This is a genomic window from Gimesia chilikensis, assembly GCF_007744075.1.
Classification (GTDB): domain Bacteria; phylum Planctomycetota; class Planctomycetia; order Planctomycetales; family Planctomycetaceae; genus Gimesia; species Gimesia chilikensis_A.
Window position 1 is genome coordinate 8,184,508 of sequence record NZ_CP036266.1, and the last position, 22,417, is coordinate 8,206,924.

The window sequence follows — 22,417 nt, forward strand, 5'->3', positions numbered from 1 at the left end:
CCCCATTCACCGCCCCGCATCAATCCGATACAGGTTGTCGACCGTGCGGATAAAGATGCTGCCGTCGGCGATCGCGGGCGTACCCCAGGCTTGCTGGTCGAGCTTATTCACGGCCACCACCTGCAGTTCGTCACCAGCCGCGATGACATGCGTGTTGCCATTGGAATCCAGCGCGAACAGGTGTTTGCCATCGGTCCAGGGCGACGACCAGAACGCGCGGGCACCCGGGACGCGGCTCTCGTATTCCAGTCGCCCCGTTTCCATATCGACACAACGAATGATGCCCCGGCGGCGTTCGAAGAAATACAGGTTGCCAGCCAAATAAGTCGGCGACGCCATTTGAATGCCCGAGCCGTCCATCCGCCACTCCACGAACGCGCCCTGTTTGCCGTCGCCCGGCGGAGTGATATCGCCCGTGCCACCCGGTTTGACAGAGTAGAGCCGTCCGCCGCCGTCATCATCGCCGCCCCGATTGCGCAGTTCGTTCCCGATGATCAGTCGATCGCCCACCGCAACGGGGGTCGCCGACGAACGCCCTTTATTCATATCCAGCGTCCAGAGCAACTTTCCGGTCGCCGGATCGTAGGAGCGATAGACCGTGCCTCCCACAATCAGTTCATTCCGCAATGAATTCTTCCAGATCATGGGGCTGCTGTATTGCGACTTTTCCTCGCGGTTGACCTTCCAGATTTCGTCTCCGGTTTTCGTATCCAGGGCGACGAGGAACGACTGCTCCTGGTTATCAACCTGAATAAACAGCCGATCTTCGAAGAGCACCGGTGAGCTCGATGTGCCCCAGCCGGCCCGCATCTCATACACACCCAGATCTTTCTGCCACAACACGTCGCCTTTCAGGTCGAGACAATACACGCCGTTCATGCCGAAGTACGCGTAAATCCGTTTCCCGTCTGTCACCGGCGTTTCCGTGGCATAGGTATTGGTGCTGTGCCGCGGCATCGGCGGCTTGCCTTCTTTCACCGTCTTCTTCCAGATCTGCTCACCAGTGGCAGCATCCAGACAGACCACCTGGTATTGAAACAGCACGTTGACCAGATCGTTACGATCGCGGCCGTAGCCACCTCTGTTGGATTCCGGCCGGGCAATGTTCTTCTTAGCAGGATTCGCAGGCACCGCAGCCGTCATGTAAACGCGGTTCTCCCAGACAATCGGCTGCGACCAGCCTTCACCCTCAAGCGGCTTCTTCCAGCGGATATTGGTTTGTTCTCCCGCAGCATCCGACCAGTTGACGGGCAGCGGTTTCGCGGACACCGCATTGGAATTCGCACCGCGGAACTGAGGGTAGTTTTCAGCCAGGCACGTTTGACCCACGGCCAGCACGACGAACAGCACGGTAAGTTGATAAGTGAAATGCATAAAACTCTTCCTGACATCCATAACACAAACAGCTGCTATGAATCATTGAGAACCATACGAGAAATTATCTGACTTACAGATAGTGTAGAGGCTACCAACGAGAAAGAAATAGCAATTCTGCATGAAGGAAAACAGGAGTGACAGGTCTGGTTCCAGATCGCGTTTATTGCAACCTGCTTAGAGTATTTCGACCGCAGAACAGACCCATTAGCCGCAGGGCATTAGCCCCGGTTGAAACGTCTTTGTCAGGTAACGTTCACATTAAAAAACGCGACCTGGCGGAATTCATCCAGATGTCGCGCGAACGGTTATTTCCACTCCATCAGAAATAAGAAAGGCAGCGAGCCGCCCAGGATCGCCCCTCCCAGCATGCCTGCGGGAACGGTGAAAATAATGAGCACCCAGTCAGCCTCCCCGAGACCGCCTCCCAGGAAGTGGCAGAAATAGATGAGACCATAAAACCCCACAAAGGCACCAACGATAAGACCAATGCCTGCTGTGGTAATGGCTGCTATAATCGTCAAAATAGATGTCAGGGCGGTGTCGATTTCGTCGTCAATTCCACCCTGGATTTCGTTAACGTCTGACATGGGAAAGCCTCGGGATTAATCTGGTAAAATAGAGCGGTTTCATTTTCTCGTACAGTTAACAGGCGTAGAAGCAGATCAGATATCACGCATGGAATGAAAATTATTCCGGATTAAAGAAAAAAGATGTCTACAGCCACCAGGTGATCGATTACAGTACGGGGAACCACGCTGAGACTCAAAAATCCTCTTTCATCCCCACCCGGAAAGTCACTTCCATGTCCATTGCTTCGCTACAATTCGAAGCTGCCTGTTCGATCAAAAACAAAGCACTCGGACTCCGCGAACCATCGGGGCTCACCATCGATCCGGAAGGGAAGCTCTGGACCGTCTGTGATCAATCGAGGAAACTCTTTCAGCTCGACACCAACGGTCAGATCCTCTCGACACGGGAGGTGGACAACAAAGGTCTCGAGGGCATCACCTTCGATTCCCGGGGGCATTTCCTGGTCGTCGATGAAGATGCCGGCAAGATCCTGAAGTACGATCCCGCCACGGGAAAGGAAATCGCAGACCGCCGGCTGAAGGACATGCAGGGCTTCGCTGCCGTCTCCCTCTGTTTCGAAGAGGCCGACAACAATGGACTGGAAGGCATTACCCATGACTCTACGCGTTCCGAAATCCTGCTGCTCAAGGAAGCCGATCCGGGGCTGCTGATCGCCGTCAGCGACGATCTGGAACGCATCGTCACCGTCGATCACCTGGACGAGAGTCGGGGATTCGTCGACGAGGAACTGGATGCTGAAGCCATCGATTTCTCGGGCATCTGCTATGACCGCGTCCGCGATCTCTGCTGGATTGTCAGCGACCAGGCCGGACAGGTCTTCATTTACGATCGGCACAACGGCAGAGTCACCCAGCGTTTCTCCTTCGAGGCTGCAGGAAAAACGATACGCAAAGCCGAGGGAGTCACACTGGATCGCGAGTCAAAGTATCTCTACATCGTCTGCGATCAAGACGCAGAACTGGTACGGTTTCGGATTGTGGATTGAAGTCGCGCAAGTCAGATCCTGTTTACTTCGAGCCTGAATCAAGCCTGACAAAAACCAGGGCGATATGAGAGATCCCAACCCGAGCATTTCATGGGCCTTGTAACCTGTTTTATATGTTGAAGTTATAGAAATCATTCTGGTGAGATACTTAAAGTGGCTCAAACCGGCTCTCCTCCGGATAAAGCTTGAAGTCGCACGAAAATCAGTTAAAATATCGTTGATGCGTAAGGCGTTTCCGATTCAACACGTCTGATGCTACCAGCCGATACTATTCCAGACTACCTGCCACGACCTACTGATCCATAAAAACGCGTTTCGCTGCTCGAAGAGATGGAGAGCCTCACTCCCGCGACGCGTCGAGATCACAGCTGAACCACCGGATTGTTTTCTGAAAGATCGACTATGCTCAATCGTAGACAAATGATGCAAACCCTGGCCGCCGGTGCCGGTGCCGCCTTTGGACTTCCCCTCCTGCCCGAACGTCTGCTCGCCATGCCGACCAGTAAAGACACTCCCAAGCGGATTGTCTTCTTCATGCAGAACCAGGGATTCGATCCGGCGACCTGTATTCCCGAAGGCATGAAACGGAGCGGCTCACTGGCGAAGGTCAAACTCCCCGAACCGATCAGCCCGCTGGAACCTTACAAAGATCGTCTGCACATCATCAACGGTCTGCACGGCATTCACACCAGTCCTTCGCACAGCGCCTTCTTCGGCGCGCTGGGTGGCTACCGCGGAAGTGACGGCGTCCCGCCGAGTGCATCGACCATTGATTACGAGTTGAGCAAAATCCTGCCGCAGACACTGCTGCCGCATCTCTGCATCGGCATGGACTCCATCGAGAACATGCGGACCAAGCCGACCATCGCGACGCTGTCAGCCAGTGGCGCCGGTCAGCCGATCTTCATGCACTCCAATCCGAACCACCTGTATCAGATGCTGTATGGCGGCATCTCTACCGGCGATATTCGACGTCAGCATGAAGCCCGTTCCAATATCTTTAATCAGATCGAACAGCTGGCCGCCGCGAAAGGCAATGCACTGCCCACCGCCGACCAGCAGCGGTACGGTCAATTCGTCGACGGCTTCAAAGAAGTCAACGGTCTGCGCGATCGTCTCGATTCGGTTGCCGGTCACTTGAGCAAATTCGCACCCAAAGTGGACAGTCGCTATACCAGCCCTGAGCACGAAACCGACTGGCACGATGTGCTGCTGGACCTCGGTATCTCCTCGCTCACTTCAGGTATCACGAACACGCTGACCATCGGTTCGGGACGCGGTGAAATCTTTGGTGCCTGGAAAGGGCTGGGCATTGAACAGCAGGGCCACAACCTGGGCCACATGGAACAGCCGGGCAATCCGATCTGGATTAAGATTCGTCAATACAACAGCCGCATGCTGGTGCGGATCATCGAAGCCCTCGAATCGATCCCCGAAGGGAGCGGCACGATGATGGATCACACACTCATCGTTTACACCAGCAACAACGCCGACAAACAGCACACCAGCGGTGCCAACTGGCCGGTGATGCTGCTGGGCAATTTCGACGGTGCTTTCAAGACCGGCTGCTTCACCCAACTGGACGGCAAACGGCCGATCAACTCGTTGTACGCGACGCTGCTGGAAGCTGCCGGCGTTCCCTGTGAGCACTTCAACATGAATGAGAAGCTGGCCCGCAAGTTCGATTCCGGTTCCGGCCCGCTGCAGGAACTGCTGGCATGATCGGGTTTCGTCTCGTCGCCGCTCTCACAGTTTTGTTAAGTCTGCTCGCTGTCACTCACGGCGAGACGTACACGCCCGGGCAGAAGGTTTCTAAAGACTACCAGAGTTTTGCGAAAACCTTTCTGAAGACCCATTGTGTCGACTGTCATGGCGCGACCGACCCGGAAGGGAATCTTTCGCTGCACGATCTCGGTCCCGTGGATGAAGTCAACGCGGCGACCTGGCGGAGTGTCTGGGCACAGGTCACGCTGAAAGAGATGCCGCCTCGAGACATGACTCAGCCGGAAGTCATCGAACGGCTGCAGTTCTCGGACTGGATTGTCGGCGAACTGACAAACGCGATGCGCGACAAAGGCGGATTCCACGATCACCTGGATCCGAACAAAGCCAACTATGTCGACCACGAGCTACTTTTTGGCCCGCTGCCGGCTAACATCAAACTCGTTCCGACCGCATCCCCGGCACGACTCTGGCGGTTAACACCTCAAGAGCATATGACGCGTCTGAATGAACTGATCAACAAAGAGCCCGAATACGATCCGAACAAGCCGGGACTGCGGACGCACGGCGATGACGTTCCCACCAATCACGGCGGCGAACTCAAACTCTATTTCGGAGTCGATCGCATTATCAAATGGCAAGGCGGAACGGTGGCGTATGCGACCGCAGTCAAGAGCGTCCCCGCCATTCTGTCGTCAGCTCGCACACACGGGCTGGAAAACTATCCCGACTTCTACACCGTCAACAGTGCGGAAGCGACACAGATCCTGAGTATGGCGGCGGATATTTTGCGGTACATGGCATACGGTCCGTTGAGTATTGCCAAGCCGTACCAGATCAGCGATGATCCGCGTCCCGTCATGAAAAAATGGAATGGGGATATTCGCGGGCTGCCGACGAGTATCGTTTACAGCACGAAAGTCATGCGGCCGCTGACACCCGTTTATGATCTGATGGAGCAGGAAGATACCACCGATGCCAGCCTGCAGGCTGCCATCAGTTATCTGTTCGAAATGCTGACCTTCCGCCCGCCGACCCCGAAAGAGTCAGATCAGTACTTGACCATCGTGAAACAGTCGATCGACAAACTCGGTAAGAAAGACGGCGTCGTTCTGGGGTTGTCAGCTTTGTTTCTCGATCGCGATGCCCTCTTCCGCCCCGAACTGGCCGCCGCCGGTCAACCCGATCAATACGGTCGCGTGATGCTGCAGGACTGGGAACTGGGACTGGCCGTCAATCACGCCCTGCGCTACATCAAACCTGACGCAGAGCTGCGTGCCGCGATTGTCGAAGGTCGCATGCGGACCCGCGCAGACGTGAAACGCGAAGTCGAACGAATGCTGGCGGACGACACTGTCCGCAAGCCGCGGGTCCTGCGTTTCTTCCGCGATTACTTTGACTACGATCTGGGCGGTTACATCTGTAAGGATGCGAAAGCACTCGCTGACACAGGGGTGAGCAACCGGGGTCAGGCCCATTATCGGGCCATGTTCGATTCAACGGCCAGTACAGATCGTCTGATCGAACTGATCCTGAAAGATGATCGCGATGTCTTCCAGCGTCTGTTGACGACGAACCAGGTCGTCGCGACCAAAGCAGATGAAATCTATTTTGGTGAGCGACGAACCCGCAAGGAAGAGATCGCCGCCCGCAAAGCGGCGCAGGAGCAGGCGGCCAAAGAAGCGGCCAAAACCGGAAAGGAACCCAGCAAGGCCGACAAGCGAAAAGCCGCGCAGGTCAACCATAAAGTCACACCGACGCAGCTCACAGGACCGGAGATCTTTGCCCGCGTCAGTCGTCGCAGTTTTGGTACAGGCTCGATGGAACCGGAACGAATCCTGGCAAAAATACCTGAAGATCAGCGTCTGGGCATCCTGACGCATCCCAGCTGGCTCGTTTCGCATTCCGACGCGATGGACAATCACGCCATTCGTCGCGGCCGCTGGATTCGCGAACGATTACTGGGTGGCGGCATTCCCGATGTGCCGATCACCGTCGATGCCATGCTGCCCGATGAACCGGATAAGACACTCCGCGAACGGATGCGGGTGACTCGCGAAGAATACTGCTGGACCTGCCACAAAAAGATGGATCCGCTGGGCCTGCCCTTCGAGATGTATAACCATGCGGGTCTGTATCGCGAGACCGAACTCGAAAAACCGGTCGACACCACCGGCGCAATCATCGATTCCGGCGACCCCAAACTGGATGGCGAAGTCGCGAACGCGATTGAGTTGATCGAAAAAATCGCGGCCAGCGAGCGGGCCGAGCAGGTCTTTGTCCGCCATGCATTCCGCTTCTGGATGGGTCGCAACGAAACATTGAACGATGCCCCGGTGCTGCAGGCAGCCCATCGCGTCTACAAAGAGAACGGCGGCAGCATGAATGCACTCATCGTCTCCCTGCTGACGTCAGACGCCTTTCTCTACCGCACCCGCAACGACGCCGCGCTGGTGGAATCTGACTGAGCCGATGATGAGAGTCGCGGTATAAACCGTGATGGACACTGCGATCTATGAACGTGCACTGTGTGTCTCGACTCATCCCGTTGTTTTAACGCTCTGAAATGAAGGATGAATTTTATTTTTCAGATAGCGAAAAAGACGGTCGCGATTTTGGGGTTCACGATGTTTGTGAATACGCTCACTGTGATTCTGTTTTTCAATATCTCGTTTCGTCGAGATGACCCCTATATAATTGGTTTTCTTCCGGCAATGCTCATCTTGCCGGGGTGGATTTTGTATTTCATTTTTGAACGCTATCCAAAACGATTTCTGAATCAAAATTCTGCTTTTCTCTGCTATTCTCCTTTTCCACTCCTGTTCTTCATTATTCCTGGTGTGCTAGTGAGAGGCGAAGGTTCCGGGTATATGTTCCTTTTTGGAGTCTACTTTGTGGCGGGTGTGTTATTGTCCCTGCCAGTATTAAAGCAAATGGAAAAGCAGTCTGTCGTTTATGTATTGATCGCTTTCGGATTGATCTATCTTTTGGGGTTCGTGTTATCTATTTGGTTATAATGTCATTCTTGATATGATCGAATTGAAATCAACGCAGCATTCGTGATCTGTCTGTTGTGTTGAGCGGATCAAAAGAAATCCTTCAATCAAGAATGAAATAACCAGCAGCAAATTATGGGTGAATCCACCAAAGCCGTGTGTGCGTTACTGATGATCGTGAGCGGTATCGCTGCTGCTTTCGCCTGGATGGCCGATCGCCCTGATGCTGTGACATGGGGAATTCGTATCGGCGGCTTTGTCAGTGCAATGCTGATGCTGGGGGTGATTCTCAAGCTGCACTTTCGTGCGGACCTGGAACACGATTATTTGCGTCAACTGACGGGAACGTATTTCAATCGTGATGACTTCTGTTTTGCGTTTCTCGTAACTCCCCATGACGGCCTCGCGTTCATGGATGCGTATTTTCAAACGCAGAGGGACCAACCATGTATGGGGCAAATTGCCTTGCGGCCCGCGCGAGGTTTCTTTCTGACTCGTGCCAATTTTGATGCCATTACATTTGAGGTCGAATGTCCGCCTGCCGGATTTGGCTTCGCTCGAATTGCCATTCCGATTCCCGAAAAACTTCAGGGAAAACGGCTCTCGTTCGAGGTAGGTGCATGTGTACGTTATCCGGAGGGCAAAGGGCGTCGCGTCCGTTTTCATGACGGCATTTTCCTGAGATCCAATTCGAATTTTGGGAATTCGTTTGGGACCGCCCTGACCGCTGCAGGGGCGGCTACCGGATCCCTCGTTCTCTCCAGCCCCGCAACAGCAAACATTGAATTGCCCGCTGACGTTGCCGAAGAGATTCCCAATGACCTCGCTCCAGAAATAAAAATACTTTGGCAACTGGGGGAACCGCCACTGGAAAATGTTGGCTGACAACGCGGACTTAAGTTTACCTGCTGTCACTCTTTTGTATGCTTGCGTTTACGGCTGCCACAGCGCTTTGCCGCGATAGCGGGTGCCGATGGGATACCGCTCGCTGGGGACCGCAGCGGTCTCCATGATCTGTGCGATCCGCTGCACGACTTCGGGATGTTGTTTCGCGACGTCCGTGGTCTCTCCCAGATCCTGTTTCAAATCATAGAGCGCAATCGCTGCCTGCTGGCCGTGGCGAATTCCTTTCCAGTCTTTCCAGCGCACCGCCTGATCGTAGCGGGCTCGGCAGTGGCCGTAGTCCCAGTACAGAAAGTCATGTTTCTCAGGCAGCGGTTTTCCCTGAAGCGTCTGCACGAGGGAGACGCCGTCGAGTTCTTTAGGAACCGGGGCAACCGCCAGTTCCGTAAATGTGGGCAGCATATCCTGGAAGGCGATGACTTCCTCATTAACTGTGTCTGCAGGAATCACGCCGGGCCAGCGGGCAATCAGAGGCACGCGGATGCCTCCTTCGGTGAGATCCCGTTTAAAACCCCGTAAGGGTCCGTTCGTCTGGAATCGTTTGGGAACTCCTTTATGTCCGCCATTATCGCTGGTGAAGATGATCAGCGTTCGCTCGCGTAGCTGGAGCTCATCCACCAGACGCATGATTCGTCCCACATCGCGATCCAGCCGATGGATCATCGCGGCATATTTTTTCGATTTGGCATCCCAGTCCCGGTCGGAGTAAGGTTCGGTCGAAGGGACTGCCAGCCCGTGCGGATCTTCCTCCTTCGCGGAGAAGTGGGGTACGGTATAAGCGGCATACAGGAAGAAGGGATCCGCAGTCGAAGTGCGAATGAATTTCAAAGCGCGATCGGTCAGCAGATCGTGACTGTATTGCTGACGCGATTCCCGGTTCCCCGTCAGCTCCAGGCGGCCTTCGTTATCGTCCAGGTACTCGGTGAAATAATAATGCGCGTGATCCTGGTTCAGATAGCCGAACCACATATCGAATCCCTGGTTCGTAGCTTGACCGACCGTGCCTGCATCGCCGAGCGACCATTTCCCCACGCCGCCACAGCGATAACCTGACTTCTTCAACACCTCAGCGATCGTTACATCGTCCGCCTGCAGGTAGGTCGGATAGTGGGGGATATTGTCCCGCGCAGGCGTATGCCCGTTATGCAGCCCGGTCATCAAGACGGCCCGTGAAGCCGTGCAAACCGAGGCCCCCGCGTAAGCCTGCGTGAACCGCATTCCCTGGGCGGCCAGCTGATCGATGTGCGGTGTCTGGATCAGTTTCTGTCCGTAGCAACCCAGATCACCATACCCCAGATCATCGGCCATGATGAAAATGATATTCGGACGCTGCTGCTCTGCGGCCTGTACCGCAGTCGGCACACTGAGCAGACAGATCATCAGCCAGAACACTACGGAGGCAAACGGAAATCGCAGTCCGCCGCTGATATTAGTGTTTAAGTTTCTGAGCGCTCGTATCGACATCCGCTTCCCATCCCTTCAAAGCCTGGTTCAGTTTGTTAACGATTTCCGGATGCGCCACTGCCTGGTTCTGCTGTTCGCCGAGATCGGTTTCCAGATTGAACAGTTCGCGGCGCTGATTGGTGACGCACAGTTTCCACTTCCCACTGCGCACCGCGCTGCGATTTCCCATCCGCCAGAACAGACTACGGTCGGCCAGCTTCTGTTTGCCCTGCCAGAGCGGTGCCAGATCGACGCCGTCAGTCTGGTAATCCACATCGGGAATCCCTGCGATGCTGGCGAAGGTCGGGAGCAGATCAATGGAATGCGCGGTCTGATCTGTGACGCCGGGACGAATGGTGCCCGGCCAGGACATCAGACAGGGCACGCGATGCCCGCCTTCGTACAACGTCCCCTTTTGACCGCGGAGGGGGCCATTGCTGGAGATGTGCTGAAACTGTTTTCCATAGTTGAGATAGCCGCCATTATCCGAAGAGAAAATGACGAGCGTGTTCTTTTCCAGTTGCAGGCGCTGGAGCGCGGCCATAATTTGTCCCACACTCTGGTCCAGCGATTCAATCATCGCCCGCGTATGCGGACTGACATTTCCCGGCTCGGGAATGATGCCCCATTTGTCCGCATGGTATGACTGTCCCGCTTGCCGATGAGGCGGATCGTTCGGTCCCTGCCAGGGAAAGTGTATCGCCAGATGAGGCACATAAAGAAAGAAGGGCCGCTCGCGATTGGCTTCGATAAACTCTACGCTATACCTGCTCAACAGGTCGGCGGTGTAACCTTTTTCCATCTGGATCGCATTGTTGTGCCACCAGTCCTCATTGCCCGAACGATCGACGTGCGTGTGATGATCGCCGTCTCCCGAGGCCAGACCTCGAAACACATCAAAACCCTGACTGGTGGGCAGCCAGGGGGGCTGGTAACCCAGATGCCACTTCCCGAAACAGGCTGTCGCGTAACCCCGCTGCTTCAGCAACTCGGCCATCGTCAGTGCCTGATGGGGGAGACCGATGTCGCGATCTGCTTTGCCTGAGAGGGCGCCTTCAAACTCGGTACCAAATCGCTGTTGATACTGCCCCGTCAACATCGCGGCCCGGGTCGGCGTGCACATGGCGCCGGCAGAATGGAAGTCCGTAAATTTCAAGCCACCCGCGGCCAGGCGATCGATGTGAGGCGTCTGGACCTGTTTGTTTCCATAACAGGCCAGGTCACCGTAGCCGAGATCATCGGCCAGGATCAACACAATATTCGGCGGTTGTTGCTCGGCAGCCTGAGAAACCAGGCCAGTCAACACATAACATACCGCGATCAGCAGAAACATAAGAGGAGAGCGCATGACGTCTTAGATTCCAACGAAACAGCAGGGAGTGAATTCAATATCCGTGCTCTTCACTATAGCGGCAGTCCCTCATCAATCACAACTTAAAACCGTGACAGAGAGGCAGGGCTGCATCTGACATGGTTTACTGCCACTCTCAGGGTAGAATCGCAAACACGCGTGCCGGGAAGCCTGAGCCTCCTTTGGGTTTGGGAAACGTGACCACCGCCAGGGCTCCCGATTCGGGCAGTTGATCCAGGTTCGTTAACAGCTCAATCTGATAATGATTCTGGCTCAGAATGTAGGTCTCCAGGGAATAGTCGTCCTGCGATGTGGCAACACCCGGATCCGTGTCGGTGGTTTCATGCCCCGAAGCGGTGATGCCACGCTCTTCGTAGAGGTACTGCAACACCTCCCGGCTCCAACCCGGATAGTGGGCGATGCCGGCCTGGTCTCTGTTGTGCATGGCAGCATCATCGGGCCAGCGTTTTGACCAGTCGGTCCGCATCACGGCAAATGCGTTTGGGGGGAACCGGTCCATACTTCGCCTCCCACTGGCGGATATCGTCCATCGTAATCGTGTAATCGGGATTCTGTTCTACCGCGGCATGCACGTCAAATAACACCAGCGGCATGATCATTTCTTTGACATCGATCTGATCCAGCGTGCGGCCCCCTTTGACAAAGTGCGCGGGAGGATCGGCGTGCGTCCCCCACTGACCAACGTGACAATACAGCTGCGCGAAGAATCCGCTGCCCAGCGTGTCGGGCTGTTTGTCATACCAGTAGATGGTCTTCACCGTTTCATTGGGAAAGCCGGGCCAGTGTGGAATCCCCGGCTCAAAAGCATGCGTCAGATCGACGAACTTCTTCTGCTGCAGCACCTCATACGCCTGCGTCAGAGTGATCTCTGCCACCGCGTCCGCCTCTGGAGCGACAGCCTTCTCTCCGCAACCAGAGAGACACAGGGTCAGATAAAACAAGATCACCAGCGGATAGAGACAACCAGGGCAGGAGATTCTCATGAGATTGGTTCCCGTTTCAGATCAGAAGGGATTCGACTCCCCGATTGTCCGGAATGACCCCGCACCGCACAAGCACTTTTATCAAATCAAGTCACCCGGATGCTCAAACAGCCCTTTAGTGATTTAGACAGCATATCGGATTCTTCGGTACGGACTCCGATTCCCCTAAGGGGTTTCTTTCCAGCGATTAAAACCAGTACACTGAATAAAACTTGAATCCAGACTACCATTCATCTTTCTGGCTACAACAGGGGATCTCGCATGCTCATCAACCTGAATGTCTCCCGGTATTTCGCTGCCATCTGTTTCTTCATCTGCTGCCTGTTCCTTCTCTACTGCGAACAAACAGTCCAGGCAGCCGACCAGAGTGCCAACATTACGCGACTGTCCGAAATCCTACCTGATAAGCCATGGCTCGAACGACGTAAAGAGATCCAGCGACGCTGGCTGGAACTTCTGGGACCTTTTCCCGATAAAGTACTCCCGCTTGAAAGCAAGCTGGAAGAGGTAGAACAGAAAGATGGTCTGACTCGTTATCATGTCAGTTTTCAGACCGAAGCAGATGACCGGGTCACCGGCTGGCTGCTGGTTCCGGATGAGGCAAAGAATAAACCGACTCCCGCGATCATCTGTATTCACAGCACAACCTGGGGCTCGGGAAAAGATGCCACCATCGGGCTTTCGGGGCGCCGTCCCGTCGATCCGCCACGCGACCCGCAGGTGGGAGCCGCCTATGGATTGACTCTGGCCCAGCATGGCTTTGTCACACTGAGCATCGATCTGCTGACCGATGGCGAACGCATCGATCCCCGGCATCGAGTGATGGATACCCGACCGTTTTATCAAAAGCACCCGGAATGGTCGATCGTGGGCAAGAATACATGGGATATTATGCGCAGCGTCGATTTTCTGCAAACGCTGGACTTTGTCGACCACGGCCAGATCGGTTGTACGGGCTGGTCGCTGGGAGGACACACGGCCCTCTTTGCGGCGGCCTTTGACGAGCGGATCACTGCCACCGTCAGTAACGGCGGTGTTCTGGACTGGTGGCGACAGACGGCGGCGTGGTCCCGCAAACCATCCAGTTGGACTCCCTGGCGCAAGGGCATCGATGCGCCTACCAGCAGTAAAAAACTGGAACGCCGATTTGGTTTCAAAACCAATAGTGGCCCTTATGTCTATATCAAAAGTTTTCGCCCGTATATCGACGATCCCACCAGGCAGATTCCGATCGACTTTGACAGCCTGATGGCCCTGGTCGCGCCGCGTCCCCTGCTGATCATCTCGACGGAACACGAATTCTATCGGCACCGGTTCTTCCCCAAAGCACAACAGACACTGGAAATCTACGCCAACTGGAAAGATGCAGACGGTCTGCCCAGCGTCCTCAAAGCCAGACAGGAGCGACGGGGCTATGCAGAGACACTCGAATACTATGGAACGCAACACCTGATGAAGCCGGAAAAAATTGAGCGGCAGCTGGGAGAATTCGGAGCAGGGGACTGCTTCAGCTGGTTTTCATTTCCGGGTGGTCACAGCTTTCCGGGTGTTGCCCGCAGGATGACCTTCGCCTGGTTTGATCGCTGGCTGGGTCGGACCCTGTATTGAAACAGGGAGAGACAGATCAGGTTGGTGAAATGGTATCTCAATCCTTCGCAGGTCTTACTTTGTCCCACAATTCCAGCAGCAGAAAGTACGGAACTGCCATGATCATAGAGAACAACAGCAGCTGGATCATTTCTTTGACTTCGATCTGAATCATCTCTGGTCTCGGACTTTAGAAGTTATATTGCAGCCAGCTGAAAATAAATTTGCTCTCCGTTGATTTTCCTGCAATGATGCGCTCTCTACAAGTATTTATTGCTCCCGGAAGCAGTACCGACTTCAGGAAAGAAAAGTGAAAGGTAATCTGATGAGTTGCAGAACCAGCCTGGGTAACTTTTGTTTGCTGACAGCATTTGCTTTCTCCCTGTCATGCGGAGCTCGTTTGTTCGCTCAATCAGAGCCGACCGCGCCTGTGGTGATCGAATTGAATGACGAGTACTTTGATCCGGAAACGGGGATCCTGAAAGTCCATGTGACTCTGCAAAATCAACAGAACATTCCCATCTATCTGGTGGCAAACCAGTGGACTTTTCTCAAAGGAGCCCCCGGCAGTAATACTCATCATTTGACGGTGCAGAGACAGAAAGACCTGCTCATTTTCGATTTATCACACCTGCCAGTCACCGAACGTTTCTGGAATGCCATCCACGAGGTCGGCCTGATCTTGATGGTATTACAGTCAAACCATCAAGATCAGGCCGCACAGAAGCCATCATTTTGTGCTGGCATTTCAACTTCCGCTCCAGCTGAGTTGGGAATTATCCGATGTCGACATAGTCAACGTGCCTGAGCATCCTGTGAAAGTGCAATTCCGATTTGGCTGGGCGCGGGAAGACATGGAGGATTTTGTTCAAAGAGAACTATTGCCGAAAACATCCCCTGCTAAAATTGAGTCGCCCAAGTTCACGGCCAGACAGGCGCATCAACAAAACCAGAAACGGCTGAAGCTTGAGGAAAAACGAATTTTGACAGAGTGGCAGCACACCGTATTGAGTGATCCAATGACGGTCGACTTGACTCCTGCAAACGACTGAATGGGCAAACGCGCTTCCCGATTCCGCAGAAGGCTCCCTGATGACGAACTCACCACTTCGCAAGAAAATCGGTTACACAGTGCTGATTCTCCTGGTTCTGGTTGTGGCATTTGATCAGTTCCTGCGCTATTGTCAGAGTCGCCTTGAACCTTATAACGGCGATCCCCCGCTCAAAAACACGATGAAAATGTTGGGGCTGGCATTCCATAATTTTCAAGAGCAACATGGTTCACTGCCAGGCAACATCAGGGACGCATCGACGGGCCAGAACCTGCTCAGTTGGCGAGTGCTTCTGCCTGAAGAAGTGGGCGAGACGCTGCCTGGTTATCAAAATTCCGAACCGTGGGACGCCCCCGACAATCGCGAGCTGACGGGCTTTCTTCCCGATCTGTATCAACATGCGGGCAATGGCTGGCCGGTCACTCTGAGTGACCAGCGTGTGGCAGGCCTGACGAGTGCCTTGGGGGTGAAAAATCCAAGCGGCAATTGGAACGGCACAGACCCGGACAGCGAGCCGGTGCTTTATATTAACAACAAAGCGGTCCTTTGCATCGGCGTCGCTGCAGCGGAACGCGTCCCCTGGACAAAACCCGTCGATTATTCGATCTCCGAGGTAATCGAACAGCTGCAGCAGGACCAGGGCAGTACCTCACCCACGATCCTATTCGCCCTCTTCGCAGACGGCTACGTCATCCCGCCCCCGTTCACCTGGAAGCTGAACGAGCCTGAATAATCATAGGCAACATGCTGAAAGTGACATTTCATTTCCGGACAGGTCTCAGTTTGTCCCATAATTCCAGCAGTAGAAAGTATGGGACTGCGATGATCATGGAGAACAACAGCAACAGCAGCATGACCGGTGCGAGCAAAAGACTCAGGCAGATACTAAGTGTCTCCATCAGCTTTCCCGGGGGTTGATAGACCCTTGTGTCATCCAGCTCACGCTCGTACTGAATTGCTTCCTCGTAGAGAAAGACGACGTACTCAATGTACTCCTGCAGGCTGTCAGCATCGGGCAGGGGGTTCCCTGCTGCATCCTCCGGGTACTCACCAGGATGTGGGCCGCCCATATAGACGGGAACAGCAGAGGACTGAGTGTCGATCGCGTACACGTCTCCATTCCCATTTTCGCCAATGACAAAATAGTGGGGTGGAAAAAACATGCGCACGTACTCCGCCTGGTCTACATTCATCCGGACCAGCGATTCCTGGTTATGAGTAAGCAGCTCCAGTTCTTCGACGCCGAGTGTCGCCGCCAGTTCCTTTAACCGTTGCGGATAATTTAGCAACAGCTCCCGATAAGTGGTCGGCAATATACAGCCGGTCTCGGTTTCCAGTTCCTGGATTTCGGTTTCGGTCATGCGGTGAGCTCGAAGAACGTAATGCGATTTCGCATGTCTCAGGTAAAGAAAACCAGTGGCATGCACGTGAGGGAGCGGGTATAAACAATTTGCTGCTCCGCCTATTCTAACATTCACTCCAGCGGGATCGAAATTATCGGCATGGATATTTCTTTGGGTGACATTTTATTTCGCACAATGAATCCGCCGACTATGGAGGCGCAGATTTTTGCTTTTGAATGATGGCTTTCGAAATACGACCAGCGAATTTCGCTGAGGTTCCCGTCAAAGTGATTGAAGGCAATGCTCACCTTGAGGTTACGAGCCCCCCTGATACGTTACAATGAAGTACTCAAGGTCTGCAGACAGGAACACTGAGATGTCAACAGAGACTCCCCCCGTCAAACCCAGCCGTCTTCGCCAGCTCTCAGGCGTGGTGAGCCTGGGTGTTCTGTTTGCCCTCTCATACTGGGTGATGGGCTACATCATGGTGTCGCCTTACAACGCCCATGACTACCTGCTACGAATCGTCTTTTCAGCACTTCCGCTGGGAGTGCCGGTCCTGCTCTATCAATGGGTTACCATCCGCCGCGCCGAACCGGCGGTCATGCTCTGGGGCGCTTACGCGGGAGTCTGGCTGCTGTTACTCTTACAGGGACAGTACGGGAGCAATTATGTCACCGTTCTACTTTTGTTGTTATTTGTCGGCTGTTCTTTCGTGGTCTTTCTCGTTGCGACATTTCTGTTGAGCGCAGACATCCGGGACCGCCGCTTCCAGGGTACCACGCTGCTGGCGAACCTGGTAATCCTGTTCGCCAGCGGACAGGTCCTGGTAGAGATTGTGTTTAACCCCATCGTGATCTGAAGAACTCAAAGCGACTGCCACAACAGTCGGCTGCTCATCCGCATTCCGCTCGGCTACACACTCACACAGCTCCGCATCTGTACTTTTTCACACAACCTACTCTTTTGCAATTAATTTGTATTTAATATTGACTTTCACAATTGTTTTGCAACAATATTTCTATTGTCTAAATGAGACGCTCTGTTTTAACTGATCACCCTTTGCCCCTGGAGTCCTGACGATGTACAGAGAGAACTCCACCCGCCAAACAACACTTACCCGCCACGGATTTACTTTAATCGAACTACTGGTCGTGATTGCGATCATCGCGATCCTGATTGCCCTGCTTCTGCCTGCAGTCCAACAGGCACGGGAAGCCGCTCGACGTAGCCAGTGCAAAAACAACCTGAAGCAGATCGGAATTGCGCTGCACAACTATCATGATGTGCATTCGGTCTTTCCTCCTGGATGGGTCGGCGTTGTGAGTCGTCAGCCGAACGTCGGAGGCGAGAGTGGCTTTTCCTGGGGCACGATGATTCTTCCCTACATCGATCAGGCAAATCTCTACAATCAGTTCAATTTCAGTCTGGCTATGGACGTCGCCCCCAATCGAGCTTTGCTCAGCCAGCGATTGACCGTTTTCCAGTGCCCCAGCGATCCCAAACCTGATACCTTCATGGCGGAAGACCGCAACGCCGCACAGGTTCAGATGGCAACCGCCAACTATGCAGCTGTGTTCGGTTCGGTCGAACTGGATGACTGTTACACGGTCTCGCCGGGAACGCCTCCGCTATCCGCGCAGGGACAATGTGTGAGTAACGGCATTTTCTATCACAACAGCAAAGTCCGCATGCGGGACATTACCGACGGTACGAGTAACACACTGATGGTGGGGGAGCGAACCACCTACAACGATCCCGTAGAGGGTCCCTGGTACGGCACCTGGTCTGGAGCACTCCCGCTGACAGACGATGCCCCGGCCCGCGTGATCGGTCACGCAGAGCACCTGCCCAATGGTGGTGACGATCCCGAAGACTTTGGCAGCTTCCATGTCGGCGGTGCCCACTTTATCCTGGGAGATGGACACGTCAGATTTCTGAGCGAAAATATGAATCAGGAAATCTTCGAAGCCCTGGGGACACGGGCAGGAGGCGAAGTCATCGGCGAGTTCTGATCACTTCTGTGGCTGGTGGGGCGCCTTGCATGAAATAGTCCCGCCAGCACATCTGGAACTCTGATTCTACAGTTCTACCGTCAGCGCCCGACGTACGTCATCACCCAGAACCGGACGGTCAAAGTCATCCTTGTAGATGTATGCTGTCGCCAGCATCAGCCACCCGAGCATATAGGGCATTCCGCCTCCACAGCTCATCCCGCCACCATCGCCGCCTCTGCGGAAGCCAGGCTCGTGAATCGCTTCCCACTGCCAGGGATTATTCGCGATGGTGAGACCAAAGGCATTGGGTCCGCTTTGCAGCCAGCCCCGGTCTTCTGAAGGGCTCCAGTCCATCGGGGCATCCTCTCCCCAGCGATAGAGAGTTCTCACGCCCGCGCCGCAGGCATATTCCCATTCATCCGAGGTCGGCAATCTGAAGCCCTGGGATGCCAGTTGGGCGCGCGCTCTGGCATGATGTGGAAATGGTGCAGACTCATCAACAGCAGCGCCTTTGAGCTTCTGATCTACCAGTCGTTTTATTTTTGTTTCCAGCAGAAACGCATCCAGGGAAACGTCGCGAGGCGGCGTCATGATTTCTTCGAGATAGTCATCGAACGACATCGGCGTCTCGAATTCTTCCAGTGCTATTTCCCACAGTTCTACCTGTTCCGAAGTGAGCGGAAAGGGGCGTTCCCACTCATAGCCGAGCTGAACCGTGTCTCCCGGAATGAGTACGAATTCGGAGTTGTCATAATTGAAAACCGCCAGCGAATTTTCCTGACCCTGGTATTGAAAGGTTCTGATGCCCGAAAAAGCAAAGGGAACAGGCAGTGATCTGCGCACCTCGAGAGCCAGATCAACCCGCTCTGAGTTGGTGAGTCTGTTCCATGTTTCGCGATGAATGGTCATGAAGTTCCGCCGTTGCTCACCGTGTCTGCATTCTGATTTTCACCTGTCCGTCGACGAAGCGGGTATTCCAGAAACAGACCGACTACAGCCAGGCACAGAAGTAACGGATAGGTCCAGCCCAGGTGCACACCGAGCAGGATCCGAAAGAAAGAAAGTCCATCGACATACAGATACGAACAATATAATACCGCAGCGAAGATCAGAAAGGAAAACCAGACCACGGACTGCCTGATTTTACCGGGAGAGCAGCAGATCAGCCCCAAAGCAATCAGGGCGGCACACAGATTCGAAAACGCAAAGATCCGCAGGTCGGCAATCAGTGCCGCCAGCGTCTGATCGTAATACGTCCGGATCCTCTCCTTGGTCTCGCTGACTTTTCGGAGCAGGGGATTCAATCGCTGCGGAGCCGGTGGCAGTTTTTTCTGACGCGTCAGATTGGCAATATAAGCAGCAGGATCGTTGCGGTATTCCTGGATCTGCTGATTGATGGCGGCTTCCTGATCGTCGTTCAACAGTTTTTTGATCAGCGGCGAACGCATGCCCTCTTCCACCGCATCAACCAGAGGCAGGGAGTAGGCAATCGTCTTTTCCGTCACGAACTGACGCGCCAGCCCCTCCAGGTGCTGCTGCCCCACAAAAGTGTAGATCAGGAACCCCACAAAGAACACCGCCACGAAGACATTGAGACCCAGTGTGAGCTGTCGCATGAGGTTGCCTGCCTCTTTGGTTTCTTTGAGCGCTACCATTCTGATTATTGCGGCGGAGCGTTGTCCGGCACCAGTTCCAGGTTGATAATCCGTTCGCGGGGAATCAGCAGTGGTGCATCCAGGCTGTCAATTCGTTTGAATTCCACCCAGTCCTCGAACACGACCACCCGTCCGATCGGTTTAAGCGGTTTTGATGGATCCCGTTTCCTGGCACTAGAAAACCCTGTGACATTATCCAGGCCTTTCTGCCACTGAATCGAGCTGACGCCACCCCGATAAATGACCGTATGTTCTGACGACGCTCGATCAGAATAGTACGCAGCTCCTGCACCGACCAGCAAAATCATCAAGCCAGCCAGAACGGATAGATACTCCAGTTTTTTAATCATGGCAGCGCTCCTTTCAATACGGAATCGTTAGCTTTCTCAGACCGGGTTAGCAGCGACAACATTAACGAATTACTCGCCGTGATATCCTTGCCACATCCAGAGCAGGGTGTCGGCCAGCGTCTGTTCGAAGACCTTGCGGTCGCAGTGCCGGGTCCCCTTGCTGAAGACGTAGCGATAATCGTAACCCTTGGCCTTGAGGGCCTCAGCCGTCCGTTCGTTGGCCATCACCCAGTTGTGGTACGTCTCTTCCGGATCGTCGGCCCGGTTGTCGTTTTCCGCCACGTGGGTGAAGATCCGTAGCGGCTTGGGGTCGCTGTTATCAATCAGCTTCATGCTCGAATGATATTCCCACGCACCCAGGGGATACTCTGCTTCCTGGGGTGCGTCGTCGTCCTGCTGATCGACGAAGGTACCGGAATAGGTAATCAGGCGGCGGAACAGATCGGGTCGGAACCAGCCCATCGTCAACGCAGCCGCACCGCCGGAACTGCAGCCCATCGTGGCCTTCCCCCAGGGATTATTGGTGAACGCGATGTGCGGATACGCGGCGCGGATCTGTTTGTTATTCAGCACGGCCGACAGGACTTCGTCATTGATAAACCGGGCGTAACGATCGGACATCGTATCGTACTCCAGGCCGCGTTCGCTCCCTTTACCGTCGTTACCGCCATTCTGGACTGCAATCACAATAAACGCCGGCAGCCGCTGTGCTGGATCTTTCGATATCGTCAGATTGTCCAGGGCATTACAGACCAGGTCCATCCGGCTCGGTCCGTCCTGCATGACCAGAATCGGCGCCTTGGTTCCATCTTTATAGGCTGCGGGAACATAGACAAAGATCTTGCGGGTTTTTCGCACCTCTTTTTTCGGGTCGAGCGTCTCGTCGGTGCCGGGAAAAATTTTACTCTCCGCCAAAGGCATCTTAAACTCGAAGCGCTTCCCCTTGGGATTACCCTTATCAGTGAGTCGGGGATCGATCTTGTAGTTGGGCCCGACAACATAGCTGCCGTTCCCTTTCGTACCCGGCTGCTCAGTATATTTTTCAGCTGCAGCCAAAAATGAAGTCGTCAGCCCACTGACAACAAAGGCGAAAGCAAAACAGATGAGACGCGCGGACAGCCTGGATTGATTGAGCATTATTGATTCCAAGGTTTACAGGGGGAATAGTTTAAATTGAAAGCGATGACTCAAACATGAGCCTACTCGATCTATTGCTGACTTTCAATTTTCGCGCTGGAAATGGCAGGCAGGCCCCTGAAACGTGTATCATTGAAAAGGAATTACGGATGAGGAATCTGACTGACATGTACTATCGAATTTTAACTGCACCGCCGGGATATCCTCCCGATCAGAATTTCATGCTCGTTCAATATCGAAGTCTCGAATATGCTTCCAATTGCGGGGGTGTCAAGAACAGAAACGGCACAGAGTTTTTTGAGACCATCGAGGAAGCGCGACAATATTTACCATTGACTGCCAGGAAGCTGCCTTTCGAACCCGAACACCAGTTCCTGGAACTCTGGGAGGGATGAACGATCATGGGCTTCTTTAGCAGGTTACGCAAATGGTTTCAGCCTGAAGAGTATCACGACCCAGACTTAGGTCGACTGATATCAGTCGGCAGCGGGGACTGGAACGGCTCATGGACGCTGGAACCAGGCGGAAAAGTGGTTCCTTTTTCGATCACAGTCCGACCTGAATCCATTCCCGGCGATCAGCGCACTTTCATGCTGCAAGTAAAAGACCGCTTCATCGAAATCGAACAGGAACTGGCGCGAACCATGTTCCGGGGGATTGATCCCCGCAACGATGGTTCCACCCCCGAGGAAGTCTTCTCCCACATGCAACTCGATACGATCTATTTTGTCCACCTGGAACGATCACCGCGGGAATGGCAAATCTGGTATGTGAACGATCTGGATCCCGCCGGTCATGCCATTTGTGTGGAAATGAAGGACTGGCAGTATGACGGTTTCTCGGTGAACGGCTGACCGTTCCAGACATCTGCCTGCGGACAACAGACTAATTTTCCAGTTGAGTCTTCCGAAGCCTGATACAGCC

22 protein-coding genes and 1 pseudogene are annotated in these 22,417 nt (G+C 54.1%); 13 read left to right on the top strand and 10 right to left on the bottom strand.

Annotation, left to right across the window (positions count from 1 at the left end; genetic code table 11):
- Nucleotides 1-6: 6 nt before the first annotated feature.
- Entirely contained in the window at nucleotides 7-1,374 is a 1,368-nt protein-coding gene (locus tag HG66A1_RS31245) for a PQQ-binding-like beta-propeller repeat protein (RefSeq protein ID WP_145193426.1), read from the bottom strand.
- A 308-nt stretch (nucleotides 1,375-1,682) separates the two neighbouring features.
- Nucleotides 1,683-1,964: a hypothetical protein gene (locus tag HG66A1_RS31250; RefSeq protein WP_145045726.1), complete on the bottom strand. Its 282-nt coding sequence runs from the start codon at nucleotides 1,962-1,964 to the stop codon at nucleotides 1,683-1,685.
- A 215-nt stretch (nucleotides 1,965-2,179) separates the two neighbouring features.
- Between HG66A1_RS31250 and HG66A1_RS31255 the strand changes: the two genes are divergently transcribed.
- From HG66A1_RS31255 to HG66A1_RS31275, 5 genes are all read left to right on the top strand, one after another.
- Nucleotides 2,180-2,953 carry an SdiA-regulated domain-containing protein gene (locus HG66A1_RS31255; RefSeq protein ID WP_145193428.1) on the top strand — a complete coding sequence of 258 codons (774 nt, stop codon included), beginning with the start codon at nucleotides 2,180-2,182 and terminating at the stop codon, nucleotides 2,951-2,953.
- A gap of 402 nt (nucleotides 2,954-3,355) precedes the next feature.
- The gene (locus tag HG66A1_RS31260; RefSeq protein WP_145193430.1) at nucleotides 3,356-4,675 is read left to right on the top strand and encodes a DUF1552 domain-containing protein; all 1,320 of its coding nucleotides are present in this window, start codon (nucleotides 3,356-3,358) and stop codon (nucleotides 4,673-4,675) included.
- Nucleotides 4,672-7,143: a DUF1588 domain-containing protein gene (locus HG66A1_RS31265; RefSeq protein WP_145193432.1), complete on the top strand. Its 2,472-nt coding sequence runs from the start codon at nucleotides 4,672-4,674 to the stop codon at nucleotides 7,141-7,143. The genes HG66A1_RS31260 and HG66A1_RS31265 overlap by 4 nt, the downstream gene beginning before the upstream one ends.
- A 105-nt stretch (nucleotides 7,144-7,248) precedes the next feature.
- Nucleotides 7,249-7,692: a hypothetical protein gene (locus HG66A1_RS31270; RefSeq protein WP_145193435.1), complete on the top strand. Its 444-nt coding sequence runs from the start codon at nucleotides 7,249-7,251 to the stop codon at nucleotides 7,690-7,692.
- 114 nt (nucleotides 7,693-7,806) lie between these two features.
- On the top strand, nucleotides 7,807-8,556 hold the full coding sequence (locus HG66A1_RS31275; RefSeq protein WP_145193437.1) for a hypothetical protein: 750 nt from the start codon (nucleotides 7,807-7,809) through the stop codon (nucleotides 8,554-8,556).
- Nucleotides 8,557-8,604: 48 nt separating this feature from the next.
- Here the strand turns inward: HG66A1_RS31275 and HG66A1_RS31280 are convergent, their stop codons facing one another.
- The 3 genes and pseudogenes from HG66A1_RS31280 to HG66A1_RS32970 form a co-directional block, all read right to left on the bottom strand.
- On the bottom strand, nucleotides 8,605-10,038 hold the full coding sequence (locus tag HG66A1_RS31280; RefSeq protein ID WP_197996902.1) for an arylsulfatase: 1,434 nt from the start codon (nucleotides 10,036-10,038) through the stop codon (nucleotides 8,605-8,607).
- Nucleotides 10,004-11,365 carry a sulfatase gene (locus tag HG66A1_RS31285; RefSeq protein ID WP_145193439.1) on the bottom strand — a complete coding sequence of 454 codons (1,362 nt, stop codon included), beginning with the start codon at nucleotides 11,363-11,365 and terminating at the stop codon, nucleotides 10,004-10,006. Before HG66A1_RS31285 ends, HG66A1_RS31280 begins: the two co-directional genes overlap by 35 nt.
- A 139-nt stretch (nucleotides 11,366-11,504) precedes the next feature.
- Nucleotides 11,505-12,372: pseudogene (locus tag HG66A1_RS32970) on the bottom strand (cyclase family protein).
- A gap of 261 nt (nucleotides 12,373-12,633) precedes the next feature.
- On the opposite strand from HG66A1_RS32970, the gene HG66A1_RS31295 reads away from it, so the two are divergent.
- The 4 genes from HG66A1_RS31295 (at nucleotide 12,634) to HG66A1_RS31310 (ending at nucleotide 15,744) form a co-directional block, all read left to right on the top strand.
- Entirely contained in the window at nucleotides 12,634-13,980 is a 1,347-nt protein-coding gene (locus HG66A1_RS31295; protein WP_145193441.1) for a dienelactone hydrolase family protein, read from the top strand.
- Nucleotides 13,981-14,269: 289 nt separating this feature from the next.
- Nucleotides 14,270-14,767 (top strand): hypothetical protein, encoded by a 498-nt coding sequence (locus HG66A1_RS31300; RefSeq protein WP_145193443.1) that lies wholly within the window; start codon nucleotides 14,270-14,272, stop codon nucleotides 14,765-14,767.
- A 7-nt stretch (nucleotides 14,768-14,774) separates the two neighbouring features.
- Nucleotides 14,775-15,011 (top strand): hypothetical protein, encoded by a 237-nt coding sequence (locus HG66A1_RS31305; RefSeq protein ID WP_145193445.1) that lies wholly within the window; start codon nucleotides 14,775-14,777, stop codon nucleotides 15,009-15,011.
- A 40-nt stretch (nucleotides 15,012-15,051) separates the two neighbouring features.
- Nucleotides 15,052-15,744: a DUF1559 domain-containing protein gene (locus HG66A1_RS31310; protein ID WP_145193446.1), complete on the top strand. Its 693-nt coding sequence runs from the start codon at nucleotides 15,052-15,054 to the stop codon at nucleotides 15,742-15,744.
- A gap of 28 nt (nucleotides 15,745-15,772) precedes the next feature.
- Here HG66A1_RS31310 and HG66A1_RS31315 read toward each other — a convergent pair whose 3' ends face one another.
- On the bottom strand, nucleotides 15,773-16,372 hold the full coding sequence (locus HG66A1_RS31315; RefSeq protein ID WP_145193448.1) for an SMI1/KNR4 family protein: 600 nt from the start codon (nucleotides 16,370-16,372) through the stop codon (nucleotides 15,773-15,775).
- 358 nt (nucleotides 16,373-16,730) lie between these two features.
- Here HG66A1_RS31315 and HG66A1_RS31320 point away from each other — a divergent pair, with 358 nt between their 5' ends.
- Both HG66A1_RS31320 and HG66A1_RS31325 read left to right on the top strand, forming a co-directional pair.
- Nucleotides 16,731-17,216 carry a hypothetical protein gene (locus HG66A1_RS31320; RefSeq protein ID WP_145193450.1) on the top strand — a complete coding sequence of 162 codons (486 nt, stop codon included), beginning with the start codon at nucleotides 16,731-16,733 and terminating at the stop codon, nucleotides 17,214-17,216.
- 220 nt (nucleotides 17,217-17,436) lie between these two features.
- Nucleotides 17,437-18,369 carry a DUF1559 domain-containing protein gene (locus HG66A1_RS31325; RefSeq protein WP_145193452.1) on the top strand — a complete coding sequence of 311 codons (933 nt, stop codon included), beginning with the start codon at nucleotides 17,437-17,439 and terminating at the stop codon, nucleotides 18,367-18,369.
- Between the two features lie 66 nt (nucleotides 18,370-18,435).
- Here HG66A1_RS31325 and HG66A1_RS31330 read toward each other — a convergent pair whose 3' ends face one another.
- The 4 genes from HG66A1_RS31330 to HG66A1_RS31345 all read right to left on the bottom strand — a co-directional run bounded on the left by HG66A1_RS31330 (nucleotide 18,436) and on the right by HG66A1_RS31345 (nucleotide 21,493).
- The gene (locus HG66A1_RS31330) at nucleotides 18,436-19,260 is read right to left on the bottom strand and encodes an SUMF1/EgtB/PvdO family nonheme iron enzyme (RefSeq protein WP_145193454.1); all 825 of its coding nucleotides are present in this window, start codon (nucleotides 19,258-19,260) and stop codon (nucleotides 18,436-18,438) included.
- The gene (locus tag HG66A1_RS31335; protein ID WP_145193456.1) at nucleotides 19,257-20,006 is read right to left on the bottom strand and encodes a hypothetical protein; all 750 of its coding nucleotides are present in this window, start codon (nucleotides 20,004-20,006) and stop codon (nucleotides 19,257-19,259) included. Before HG66A1_RS31335 ends, HG66A1_RS31330 begins: the two co-directional genes overlap by 4 nt.
- Before the next feature lie 5 nt (nucleotides 20,007-20,011).
- On the bottom strand, nucleotides 20,012-20,356 hold the full coding sequence (locus tag HG66A1_RS31340) for a hypothetical protein (protein WP_145193458.1): 345 nt from the start codon (nucleotides 20,354-20,356) through the stop codon (nucleotides 20,012-20,014).
- A gap of 69 nt (nucleotides 20,357-20,425) precedes the next feature.
- Nucleotides 20,426-21,493 carry an alpha/beta hydrolase gene (locus HG66A1_RS31345; RefSeq protein ID WP_145193460.1) on the bottom strand — a complete coding sequence of 356 codons (1,068 nt, stop codon included), beginning with the start codon at nucleotides 21,491-21,493 and terminating at the stop codon, nucleotides 20,426-20,428.
- Between the two features lie 149 nt (nucleotides 21,494-21,642).
- On the opposite strand from HG66A1_RS31345, the gene HG66A1_RS31350 reads away from it, so the two are divergent.
- The gene (locus HG66A1_RS31350) at nucleotides 21,643-21,888 is read left to right on the top strand and encodes a hypothetical protein (protein WP_145193462.1); all 246 of its coding nucleotides are present in this window, start codon (nucleotides 21,643-21,645) and stop codon (nucleotides 21,886-21,888) included.
- A gap of 6 nt (nucleotides 21,889-21,894) precedes the next feature.
- Nucleotides 21,895-22,347 carry a hypothetical protein gene (locus tag HG66A1_RS31355; protein WP_145193464.1) on the top strand — a complete coding sequence of 151 codons (453 nt, stop codon included), beginning with the start codon at nucleotides 21,895-21,897 and terminating at the stop codon, nucleotides 22,345-22,347.
- The last annotated feature ends 70 nt before the right edge of the window (nucleotides 22,348-22,417 follow it).

Excerpts from the sequence above, each read along its gene's own strand:
- HG66A1_RS31320 (WP_145193450.1), top strand. The coding sequence starts at position 16,731 with ATGTCAACAGAGACTCCCCCCGTCAAACCCAGCCGTCTTCGCCAGCTC.
- HG66A1_RS31335 (WP_145193456.1), bottom strand. The coding sequence starts at position 20,006 with ATGGTAGCGCTCAAAGAAACCAAAGAGGCAGGCAACCTCATGCGACAG.
- HG66A1_RS31330 (WP_145193454.1), bottom strand. The coding sequence starts at position 19,260 with ATGACCATTCATCGCGAAACATGGAACAGACTCACCAACTCAGAGCGG.
- HG66A1_RS31355 (WP_145193464.1), top strand. The coding sequence starts at position 21,895 with ATGGGCTTCTTTAGCAGGTTACGCAAATGGTTTCAGCCTGAAGAGTAT.
- HG66A1_RS31245 (WP_145193426.1), bottom strand. The coding sequence starts at position 1,374 with ATGCATTTCACTTATCAACTTACCGTGCTGTTCGTCGTGCTGGCCGTG.
- HG66A1_RS31345 (WP_145193460.1), bottom strand. The coding sequence starts at position 21,493 with ATGCTCAATCAATCCAGGCTGTCCGCGCGTCTCATCTGTTTTGCTTTC.
- HG66A1_RS31270 (WP_145193435.1), top strand. The coding sequence starts at position 7,249 with ATGAATTTTATTTTTCAGATAGCGAAAAAGACGGTCGCGATTTTGGGG.
- HG66A1_RS31255 (WP_145193428.1), top strand. The coding sequence starts at position 2,180 with ATGTCCATTGCTTCGCTACAATTCGAAGCTGCCTGTTCGATCAAAAAC.
- HG66A1_RS31325 (WP_145193452.1), top strand. The coding sequence starts at position 17,437 with ATGTACAGAGAGAACTCCACCCGCCAAACAACACTTACCCGCCACGGA.
- HG66A1_RS31265 (WP_145193432.1), top strand. The coding sequence starts at position 4,672 with ATGATCGGGTTTCGTCTCGTCGCCGCTCTCACAGTTTTGTTAAGTCTG.
- HG66A1_RS31350 (WP_145193462.1), top strand. The coding sequence starts at position 21,643 with ATGAGGAATCTGACTGACATGTACTATCGAATTTTAACTGCACCGCCG.
- HG66A1_RS31260 (WP_145193430.1), top strand. The coding sequence starts at position 3,356 with ATGCTCAATCGTAGACAAATGATGCAAACCCTGGCCGCCGGTGCCGGT.
- HG66A1_RS31315 (WP_145193448.1), bottom strand. The coding sequence starts at position 16,372 with ATGACCGAAACCGAAATCCAGGAACTGGAAACCGAGACCGGCTGTATA.
- HG66A1_RS31285 (WP_145193439.1), bottom strand. The coding sequence starts at position 11,365 with ATGCGCTCTCCTCTTATGTTTCTGCTGATCGCGGTATGTTATGTGTTG.
- HG66A1_RS31310 (WP_145193446.1), top strand. The coding sequence starts at position 15,052 with ATGACGAACTCACCACTTCGCAAGAAAATCGGTTACACAGTGCTGATT.
- HG66A1_RS31250 (WP_145045726.1), bottom strand. The coding sequence starts at position 1,964 with ATGTCAGACGTTAACGAAATCCAGGGTGGAATTGACGACGAAATCGAC.
- HG66A1_RS31295 (WP_145193441.1), top strand. The coding sequence starts at position 12,634 with ATGCTCATCAACCTGAATGTCTCCCGGTATTTCGCTGCCATCTGTTTC.
- HG66A1_RS31340 (WP_145193458.1), bottom strand. The coding sequence starts at position 20,356 with ATGATTAAAAAACTGGAGTATCTATCCGTTCTGGCTGGCTTGATGATT.
- HG66A1_RS31280 (WP_197996902.1), bottom strand. The coding sequence starts at position 10,038 with ATGTCGATACGAGCGCTCAGAAACTTAAACACTAATATCAGCGGCGGA.
- HG66A1_RS31275 (WP_145193437.1), top strand. The coding sequence starts at position 7,807 with ATGGGTGAATCCACCAAAGCCGTGTGTGCGTTACTGATGATCGTGAGC.